At 74.3% G+C, this 8378-nt stretch carries 10 protein-coding genes and 1 pseudogene; 5 read left to right on the top strand and 6 right to left on the bottom strand.

Annotated elements, in window-relative coordinates:
• Positions 1–316: YidH family protein (locus D476_RS32670; protein WP_040725799.1), on the bottom strand; the 316-nt coding region annotated here is incomplete at its 3' end.
• Between the two features lie 245 nt (positions 317–561).
• On the opposite strand from D476_RS32670, the gene trxA reads away from it, so the two are divergent.
• Positions 562–939 (top strand): thioredoxin, encoded by a 378-nt coding sequence (gene trxA / locus D476_RS0109415; protein WP_017623699.1) that lies wholly within the window; start codon positions 562–564, stop codon positions 937–939.
• A gap of 144 nt (positions 940–1083) precedes the next feature.
• Here the strand turns inward: trxA and D476_RS0109410 are convergent, their stop codons facing one another.
• The 4 genes and pseudogenes from D476_RS0109410 to D476_RS0109395 form a co-directional block, all read right to left on the bottom strand.
• A complete protein-coding gene (locus D476_RS0109410) occupies positions 1084–1863 on the bottom strand; it encodes an SDR family NAD(P)-dependent oxidoreductase (RefSeq protein ID WP_017623698.1) in 780 nt (259 codons plus the stop codon).
• A gap of 427 nt (positions 1864–2290) precedes the next feature.
• A pseudogene (locus tag D476_RS32665) lies at positions 2291–2979 on the bottom strand (spermidine synthase).
• Positions 2980–2981: 2 nt separating this feature from the next.
• Complete coding sequence (hisG, locus tag D476_RS0109400; protein WP_017623695.1) at positions 2982–3836, bottom strand: ATP phosphoribosyltransferase; 855 nt, start codon at positions 3834–3836, stop codon at positions 2982–2984.
• 56 nt (positions 3837–3892) lie between these two features.
• A complete protein-coding gene (locus tag D476_RS0109395) occupies positions 3893–4156 on the bottom strand; it encodes a phosphoribosyl-ATP diphosphatase (RefSeq protein ID WP_017623694.1) in 264 nt (87 codons plus the stop codon).
• A gap of 84 nt (positions 4157–4240) precedes the next feature.
• On the opposite strand from D476_RS0109395, the gene D476_RS0109390 reads away from it, so the two are divergent.
• On the top strand, positions 4241–5038 hold the full coding sequence (locus D476_RS0109390) for a GNAT family N-acetyltransferase (RefSeq protein ID WP_026123374.1): 798 nt from the start codon (positions 4241–4243) through the stop codon (positions 5036–5038).
• Here D476_RS0109390 and D476_RS0109385 read toward each other — a convergent pair.
• The gene (locus D476_RS0109385) at positions 5002–5838 is read right to left on the bottom strand and encodes an SDR family NAD(P)-dependent oxidoreductase (RefSeq protein WP_017623692.1); all 837 of its coding nucleotides are present in this window, start codon (positions 5836–5838) and stop codon (positions 5002–5004) included. The two genes, D476_RS0109390 and D476_RS0109385, sit on opposite strands and share 37 nt — an antisense overlap.
• Positions 5839–5930: 92 nt before the next feature.
• Here D476_RS0109385 and D476_RS0109380 point away from each other — a divergent pair, with 92 nt between their 5' ends.
• The 3 genes from D476_RS0109380 to D476_RS0109370 all read left to right on the top strand — a co-directional run bounded on the left by D476_RS0109380 (position 5931) and on the right by D476_RS0109370 (position 8359).
• Positions 5931–6893: an alpha/beta hydrolase gene (locus D476_RS0109380; protein ID WP_017623691.1), complete on the top strand. Its 963-nt coding sequence runs from the start codon at positions 5931–5933 to the stop codon at positions 6891–6893.
• Positions 6894–7000: 107 nt separating this feature from the next.
• Positions 7001–7690, top strand: a complete 690-nt coding sequence (locus D476_RS0109375) for a class I SAM-dependent methyltransferase (RefSeq protein ID WP_026123373.1) — start codon at positions 7001–7003, stop codon at positions 7688–7690.
• Positions 7691–7864: 174 nt separating this feature from the next.
• Complete coding sequence (locus D476_RS0109370; protein ID WP_239648648.1) at positions 7865–8359, top strand: Clp protease N-terminal domain-containing protein; 495 nt, start codon at positions 7865–7867, stop codon at positions 8357–8359.
• The last annotated feature ends 19 nt before the right edge of the window (positions 8360–8378 follow it).

Raw genomic sequence — 8378 nt, 5'->3', positions numbered from 1 at the left:
GGCCGCCCCGCACCAGCCGCTGCACCTGGAGCCAGCGCAGCGGGGCGTAGGCGGTGATGACCACGGCCAGGACGGTCAGGGCCAGCCCGACGGTCAGCCGCGCGGCGCCGCCCCAGTCCAGCGGGACCAGGTGCAGCACGGCCACGGCACCGGCGACCAGGGCCAGCGCGGTGCGGATCCAGGCGAGGAAGGTGCGCTCGTTGGCGAGGGTGAAGCGGTAGTCCGGTTCGCACTCGCCCGGCTCCGGCGCTCCTCCGCCGCCGTCGGCCTCCCCGTGTCCGCCCCCGTGCCGCCCGCTCGGCCGTCCGCCGCCCACGTGCCCCCCGTTCCCGCCGTGCCGGATCCCGTCTTCCATACGACCTTAATGACCTGCGGCTTTTCCTCCCAAGTCGGTATGCATCAGGTGTTTTGTCGGGAAAAGGCCGGGCGCCGGGACGGGCGGACCGGCCGCCGGGGCGCGGTTCGCGCGCGTCCGATGGATCACGGCATGCTTGCGGAACAAATCCTCGGGCAGGACCGCTCTACGAGGGACCGATGCACCCGGCACGTTCAGGAGAAGCAGTGGCCACCGTCGAACTCACCAAGGACAACTTCAACGACACGCTGACGGAGAACGACTTCGTCCTCATCGACTTCTGGGCGTCCTGGTGCGGACCGTGCAAGCAGTTCGCCCCCGTCTACGAGAAGGCCGCCGAGGAGAACCCGGACCTGGTCTTCGCGAAGGTGGACACCGAGGACCAGCAGGAGCTCGCCGCGAGCTTCGACATCCAGTCGATCCCCACCCTGATGGTCGTGCGGGACAAGACGGTCATCTACGCCCAGCCGGGCGCCCTCCCCAAGGACAGCCTCGACGACCTGATCAAGCAGGCCCGCGAGCTGGACATGGAGGAGGTCCGCCAGGAGATCGCCAAGCAGGAGGCCGACGGATCGGCGTCGTGAAGGCGAGACATCGCGGGGGGCGGGGCCTGCAGGCCCCGCCCCCCGCGTGCGTCTGCGTCCGCCCCGGCCCCAGGGCGTGTCGCGCGGATCAGGCCCCGGCCGGGCGCCGGTCCGCCCGGTGCGGTCAGGCGCGGTCGGGCGCGGTCAGGCGTGCGAGCCGCCATCGACACGCAGCTCCACACCGCGCACGAAGGCCCCGTCCTCCGAGGCCGCGAACGCGATCGCCGACGCGATCTCCTCAGGGCGCCCCATCCCCTGGGGCGGAGTGATGCGGGCGTAGTAGGAGCCGTCGCTCCCCTCCGGGAAGGCGATGGACTCCACCAGCGGCGTGGCGACGCCGCCGGGCGAGACCGCCAGCACCCGCACCCCGCGGCCCCACACCTCGGCCGCCAGGCTCTGCGTGAAGGCGAGCACGGCGCCCTTGGAGGCGGCGTAGGCGGTCATGTACGGGTGCGCGTGGGTGGCCGACGTCGAGGCGGTGTTGACGACCACCCCGCCGCCGGCCACCAGGTGCGGCAGGGCCTCCCGGCAGAACAGCACGGTGCCCAGAGTGTTCACGGCGAACTGCTCGTTCCAGTAGTCGACCGTGACCTCCTCCAGCGGCACCACCTTGTGGAACCCGGCCACGTTGACCAGCAGGTCGATCGCGCCGTAGCGCTCCTTGGCGGCGGCCACGGCGCCGCGCACCGCCCCCTCGTCGGAGACGTCGCCGACGTGGGCGGCCGCCGCGCCTCCGGCGCGCCCGCCCTGCTCCCCGACGAGCCGCACGGTCTCCTTCAGCCCCTCCTCGTCCCGGTCGACGAGCAGCAGGCGCGCCCCCTCGGCGGTGAGGCGCAGCGCGGTGGCCCGCCCGATCCCCGACGCGGCGCCGGTGAGGATCCCCGCCTTGCCCGCGAACCGGCGGCCGATCGCCGCGGTGTCCATGGCCTCCCCCTTCCGTCCGGGCCCGTCCCACGGGGACGGACGAGAGGTTCCTAACAGGAACACTGGTGTCGGATAGGGGAATTATCGAGCATGCGCTAGGTAGGACACCAGGGCCCCGGGCCGGGGAGCGCCCGACCGGCCGCGGGCCCCGCGCGGCGCCCACCGTCCGCGTCCGGGCGGGCGGCGACGAGGACGGGAGGGCGGCCCATACGGCAGGGCGGAACGGTGACGGAACAGCAGGGACCCCCACCGTCCCCGGCCCGTGGCCCCCGGACTAGGTCCTGTCCGGAGTTCCCCCTCACTCGGCCTCTCCGGCGATGATCTCGGCGAAAGTGCTGCCAAATCCGCCGGAATGACAGCACTTTCGTCGAGATCATCGCCGACGGGGCGCCCACTCGGCGGGGCGCCGCTGAACTCCAGACAGGACCTACTCGGGCACGCGCACCAGGTACACGACGTCCGGCTCTCCCGCGCGCGCGGGGACCTCGACCGTGCGGACCTCGCCGAAGCGCCCCCGCAGCAGCTCCTCGAAGGCCGGAGCCCGCATGGCGCTCCAGAACGCCACCGCCCCGCCCGGGGCGGTCACCGACGCGAGCAGGTCCATCGCCCGGGCCCCGTAGAGCCGCCCGTTCTCCTCCCGGACCGTCCAGTCCGGCCCGTTGTCGGTGTCCAGGCAGACGGCGTCGTAGCGCTCGCCGCCCGCTGCGGCCGCACGCGCCGCCCCCTCCAGCCACTCGGCCAGGTCGGCCCGGACCAGGTCGCACCGGGGCTCCTCGGGAAGCCGCCCGGCGACCTCCCCGAGGGGGCCGGAGTGCCACTCGACGACCTTCGGCTCCAGCTCCACCACGCGCACCAGGCCGACGCGGGGGTCGTCCAGCGCCTCCCGCGCCGAGAAGCCGACCCCGAGCCCGCCGATGAGCACNGCCCCGCGGGCCGCCCCTCCAGGGCCGCCCGCACCATCTCCCGCTCGGAGGCGCCGTCACGGGTGTCCATGAGGAATAGCCCGTTGCTGAAAACCTCCCAGTGGCCCCGGGTGCGCCGGAGCACCAGTTCACCGCCGGTCTCCCCGACGACCCGCTCCACGACCCGCGGGGCGCCGGCGTCCTCGCCCGGCACGCTCACAGGCGGCAGGCGTAGATGTCGGTGACGAGGATCGCCCGGGCGCCGATCTGCCACAGGTCGTCCATGATCTGCTGGGCGGAGCGGCGCGGGACCATGGCGCGCACGGCCACCCAGCCCTCGCGGTGCAGCGGCGAGACCGTCGGCCCCTCCATGCCGGGGGTCAGGGCCACGGCGCCGTCGAGCTTCTCGGCGTGCACGTCGTAGTCCATCATCACGTAGTCGCGGGCGACGAGCACCCCGCGCAGGCGCCGCACCAGGCGCTCCACCAGCGGGTCGTCCCCGGCGCCCTGCGGGCGGATGAGGACCGCCTCGGACTCCAGGATCGGGGCGCCGAACATCTCCAGCCCGGCGTTGCGCAGCGTGGTGCCGGTGGAGACCACGTCGGCGACGGCGTCGGCCACCCCGAGCTGGATGGAGCTCTCGACCGCCCCGTCCAGGTGGATGACGCGCGCGTTCACGCCCTTGTCGTCCAGGTAGCGCTTGAGCAGCCCTTCAAAGGAGGTGGCCACGCGCTTGCCGCCCAGGTCCTCCAGCCCCATGGAGGCTCCCCCGCGGGCGGCGAAGCGGAAGGTGGAGTGGCCGAAGCCCAGCGGCAGCACCTCCTCCACCGGCGCTCCGGAGTCGAGCAGCATGTCGCGGCCGGTGATCCCGGCCTGGAGGATGCCCTCGCCGACATAGACGGCGATGTCCTTGGGGCGGAGGAAGAAGAACTCGGCCCCGTTGTCCGGGTCGACCATCACGAGGTCGCGCGAGTCCTTGCGCTGGCGGTACCCGGCCTCGCGCAGCATGGCGCTGGCCGGTTCGGAGAGCTGGCCCTTGTTGGGCACGGCGATGCGGAGCTGGTCGGTCATGGAGGTTCCCCCTCGGTTCGCGGTCTGCTGCGTCGGGGACGGGCGGCCGGGGCCGCCTACAGATGGCGGTAGACGTCCTCCAGGCGCAGCCCGCGCGCCAGCATCAGGACCTGCAGGTGGTAGAGCAGCTGGGAGACCTCTTCGGCCGCGGCCTCGTCGGACTCGTACTCGGCGGCCATCCAGACCTCGGCCGCCTCCTCCACGACCTTCTTGCCGATGGCATGGACGCCGGCGTCCAGGGCCGCGACGGTCCCCGACCCCTCGGGCCGGGTGCGCGCCTTCTCGGTCAGCTCGGCGAACAGCTCATCGAAGGTCTTCATGATCACTTTCCTCAGGCGAGACGCCCCACCAGGGTAGGCGCACCCGGACCCCGGTCGTGACCGCGGGCCCTCTACCGTGGACCGGTGGACACTGCAGCGACGGCGGGGCGCACGGTTCTCACCGGTGCGGACGGCACGCCCGTGATGAGCTACCTGGACCGCTCCCGGCCCGGGATGCCGATGGCGGCCGACGCGCGGGCGCACGGCCCGGGCGCGGCGCGGGCCGCCCTGGAACGGCTGGCCGGGTGGACGGTGACCGCCGCCGACGGCCTGGCCGGGGAGCTGCTGGCGGGCGGCGCGCAGGAGGTGCGCCGCGCCCGGGAGATGCGCCGCGACCTGGCCGACGACCCGCCCCCGGAGGGGTGGGCGGACGAGGAGCCCGGCCCCGGGCTGCGGCTGGCCGCCCTCGGGTCCGGTGGCGACGGGCTGGGCGAGCTGTTCTCCGCCTTCCTGGCGGCCTTCCCGCAGGACCACCCCGACCGCCGCCCCGAGCGCTCGGAGGCCGACGAGTTCGCGCTTCTCGCCGCGCTGGTGGGCGGGAGGGCCCTGGGGCCCGTGATGGACCTGAGCGGCCTGGTGGTCGACGACGACGGCGGCAGGGGCGGCACAGGCGGCGTCCGCGTGGGCGCGGCCCTCGTGGTCAACGACCGGCCCGACGAGGTGCCGTGGATCGGCGAGGTGTTCCGGCGCCCCGACCGGCGGTACGCGGGCCTGGGCGGGCTGCTGCTGCGCCGCGCGCTGGGGCGGGCGGCGGAACGGGGCCTCCCGGAGGTGGGGCTGGCCGTGACCGAGGGCAATCCGGCGGTCCGCTCCTATGAGCGGCTCGGGTTCCGGACGGCGGGGGTCTACAGCACCGTGCGCCTCCCGGCCACCGCCTTGTAGAGGGTGCGCGGGATGGCCCGCAGGAGGCCGTCCGCCACCTTGTACTGGGCGCCCGGGACGACGCTCGCGCGACCGGCGGCCCAGGCGCGCAGGGCGTCGCGGGTGATGCGCTCCTTGGGGACGAACGCCGCGTCGGGCGTGCCGCCCTCCTGCACCGCGCGGGTCATGTCGGTGCGGACGAAGCCGGGGAGCACGGCCGTGACGTGCACGTCGTGCGGCGCCGCCTCCACGGCGACGCTCTCGCTCCACAGGGTCACGAACTTCTTCGTCGCGCTGTAGACCGATCCGCCCGGGTTCACGGTCATCTCGCCCGCCATGGAGGACACGTTGATGATCCCCATGGGGCGGTCGCGCTCCCCTCTCTCCCGGCGCGCGATCTGGACGGGCAGCACGGCGCGGGCGAGGCGCAGCACCGCGCGCACGTTCACGTCCAGCATGTGCTCGACGTCGTCGGGGTCCTGCTCGGCGAACGCTCCGCCGTCGCCGCGGCCGGCATTGTTGACCAGCAGGTCCACCGGGGCGGCGCCGCCGGTGCCGTCCGGGCCGCCGGTGCCGTCGGCGCGCAGGCGCTCCTCGACGGCGGCGGTGCCGTCCGGTGCCCCCAGGTCGGCGGGGAGGACCTCGGCCTCCGTCCCGAACCGGTCGGCCAGTTCGGCGGCGAGCGCGCCCAGCCGGTCCGCGCGGCGTGCGACGAGGACGAGGGCGTAGCCGCGCTCGGCCAGGTCGCGGGCGAACTGCTCGCCGATCCCGGAGGAGGCCCCGGTGACGAGCGCGGTCCTGGGGTGGGGTCGGGCGCTCATGTGACGCATGCTACCCCGCTCTCCGGGGACAGGCCGACCGGCCGGTAGGGTCGCTCTCCCGATCGTTCTCCGGGAAAGGTCAGGTCCCCCCAATGGCGTTGACTCCCCAGACCCGCCGGTTCATCGAAGCGGTCACCGCGGCCATGCCCGAGATCGGCCCCGGCGCCGACCCCGTGGAGCTGCGCGAGGCCCGCAGGAAGCGCCCGCCCATCGAGGGCCCCGAGGTGGCCCTCGTCCGGGACCTGGCGGCGCCCGGCCCCGCCGGGGACATCCCGCTACGCTGGTACCGGCCCGACCCCGAGGACGCGTCGGCGCCGGGCATCGTCTTCTACCACGGCGGCGGGTTCGTGCTGGGCGACCTGGCCTCGCACGACCACATCTGCCGCATCCTGGCCGCCTCCACCGGCGCCGTCGTGGTGGCGGTGGACTACCGGCTGGCCCCCGAGCACCGCTACCCGGCGGCCGTGGACGACGCCTTCGCCGCGGCGCGGTGGATCGCCGACAACGCGGCCGACCTGGGGATCGACCCAGCGCGGCTGGCGGTGGCCGGGGACAGCGCCGGGGGCAACCTGGCGGCGGTCACCACGCAGAAGGCGCGCGACGAAGGCGGGCCGGAGCTGTGCTACCAGGCGCTGATCTACCCCGTCACCGACTTCAGCGGGTACGGCGCGGGCGCCCCCTACCCCTCCCGCACCGAGAACGGCGACGGCTACTTCCTGACCGGCGCGGCGATGGCCTGGTTCAACGAGCAGTACCTGTCCGACGGCCAGGAGCGCGAGCCCGGCGCCTCGCCCCTGTTCGCCGACTCGTTCGCGGACCTGCCGCCCGCGCTGGTGCTGACGGCCGACTTCGACCCCCTGCGCGACGAGGGCGAGGAGTACGCGCGGCGGCTGGCGGACGCCGGTGTGCCGACGACGACGGTGCGGGTGAACGACGGCTTCCACGGGATGTTCGGGTTCGGGGAGTTCCTGCCGTCCGCCAAGCGCGCGGAGGAGGCGGTGGCCGCCGCGCTGCGGGACGCCTTCGCCGCGGTGGCCGGGGATCGGGCACGGTAGGGCGGCGCGGCGGGGCGGTGCGCTGGGACGGTCCGACGTCCGCCACCGCCGGGACACGGGCGGCGGCTTCACCCGCGTCTTAAGCGTCCACACGCTAGCGTGCAGGCATGGCAGCGACACAGAGTCCTACCCACGCCCTCCGATTCGACTCACGGCTGCGTGACGCCAAGCTCTTCCTCAGGGAGGCGGTGCGCACATTCCGCGCGACCGGATCGGTCGTGCCGAGCAGCCCGGCCCTGGCCGCGGCGCTGACACGCCACCTGTCCGACCGCACCGGCACCGCCCCCATGGCGATCATGGAGGGCGGGGCCGGGACCGGGCCCGTCTCCCGGGCGATCGCCCGGCACATGGGGCCGGAGGACACCGCGGACCTGGTCGAGACCAACGCGGAGATGGCCGCCCACCTGCAGGGGCTGGTGGAGTCCGACACCGGGTTCGACACGGCCCGGGACCGCATCCGCGTGCACGCGGCACCGGTGGAGGAGGTCTCCCGCGACGGCGGCTACGACCTGATCATCTCCGGCCTGCCGTTCGCCAACTTCACCGCCGAAGAGGTGCGGGGCGTCTTCGAGCACTACTTCGACGTGCTCAAGCCGGGCGGGCGCCTGTCCTTCTTCGGCTACCTGTACACCAAGGAGGTCAAGGCGGTCATCGCCCCCCGGGAGGACTACCTGCGCCAGGCGCGCTCGGGCTGGGTCGTGGAAGAGTACGTCAACCGCTACGGCACGGCCACGGAGAGGGTCGTCGCGAACGTCCCGCCGGCGTGGATCCACCACCTGCGCAAGCCGCTGGACTGACCGGCGGCGGCCGCCCCTGCGAGCACGAGCGCGGGCCCGGGAGCGGGCCCGCGCTCTCTTCGCCCCCAATTCGTCAACTTTCATTGACAAGCCCGCACCGCTCTGCCTATCGTCAACACAAGTTGACCGTCAACATTTGTTGACGGCTCGTCGGAGCGAACCGGGGTGAGCACCATGTTCGAGCGCTTCAGCGGCGACGCCCGCCGCACCGTCGTCCAGGCCCAGCACGAGGCCCGCGGCCTCGGCCACGGCCGGATCGGCACCGTCCACCTGCTCCTGGGCCTGCTGGACCCGGGGGACGACCCCGCCACCGCGCCCGCCGCCCGCGTCCTGAGCGAACACGGCGCGACCGCCGAGGCCGTGCGCCGGGCGGCCCAGGAGGCCCGGGAGGCCCGGGAGCCCGCCACCGCGCCCGGGCGCCGCCCCCGGACGGGGCGGCTCTTCGGCTCCCACATCCCCTTCTCCAAGCGGGCCAAGAAGGCGATGGAGCTGTCGCTGCGCGAGGCCCTGCGCTTCGACCGCCGCCGGATCGACGGCTCCCACATCCTGCTGGGGGTGCTGCGCACGGGCGGCGGGGCGTCCGGAGCCCTGGAGCAGGCCGGGGTCGACACGGATGCCCTGCGGCGGACGGCCGAGCAGATCGCCCGCGCATCGGACGGCCCGCGCTGAGGGGAGGACCGCCCCTGGG

Origin of the sequence: Nocardiopsis chromatogenes YIM 90109 (assembly GCF_000341185.1) — a bacterium.
GTDB classification, from domain to species: domain Bacteria; phylum Actinomycetota; class Actinomycetes; order Streptosporangiales; family Streptosporangiaceae; genus Nocardiopsis_A; species Nocardiopsis_A chromatogenes.
This window is presented reverse-complemented; position numbering and strand designations above follow the sequence as displayed.

Excerpts from the sequence above, each read along its gene's own strand:
- D476_RS0109410 (WP_017623698.1), bottom strand. The coding sequence starts at position 1,863 with ATGGACACCGCGGCGATCGGCCGCCGGTTCGCGGGCAAGGCGGGGATC.
- hisG (WP_017623695.1), bottom strand. The coding sequence starts at position 3,836 with ATGACCGACCAGCTCCGCATCGCCGTGCCCAACAAGGGCCAGCTCTCC.
- D476_RS0109395 (WP_017623694.1), bottom strand. The coding sequence starts at position 4,156 with ATGAAGACCTTCGATGAGCTGTTCGCCGAGCTGACCGAGAAGGCGCGC.
- D476_RS0109385 (WP_017623692.1), bottom strand. The coding sequence starts at position 5,838 with ATGAGCGCCCGACCCCACCCCAGGACCGCGCTCGTCACCGGGGCCTCC.
- D476_RS0109380 (WP_017623691.1), top strand. The coding sequence starts at position 5,931 with ATGGCGTTGACTCCCCAGACCCGCCGGTTCATCGAAGCGGTCACCGCG.
- D476_RS0109375 (WP_026123373.1), top strand. The coding sequence starts at position 7,001 with ATGGCAGCGACACAGAGTCCTACCCACGCCCTCCGATTCGACTCACGG.
- D476_RS0109370 (WP_239648648.1), top strand. The coding sequence starts at position 7,865 with ATGTTCGAGCGCTTCAGCGGCGACGCCCGCCGCACCGTCGTCCAGGCC.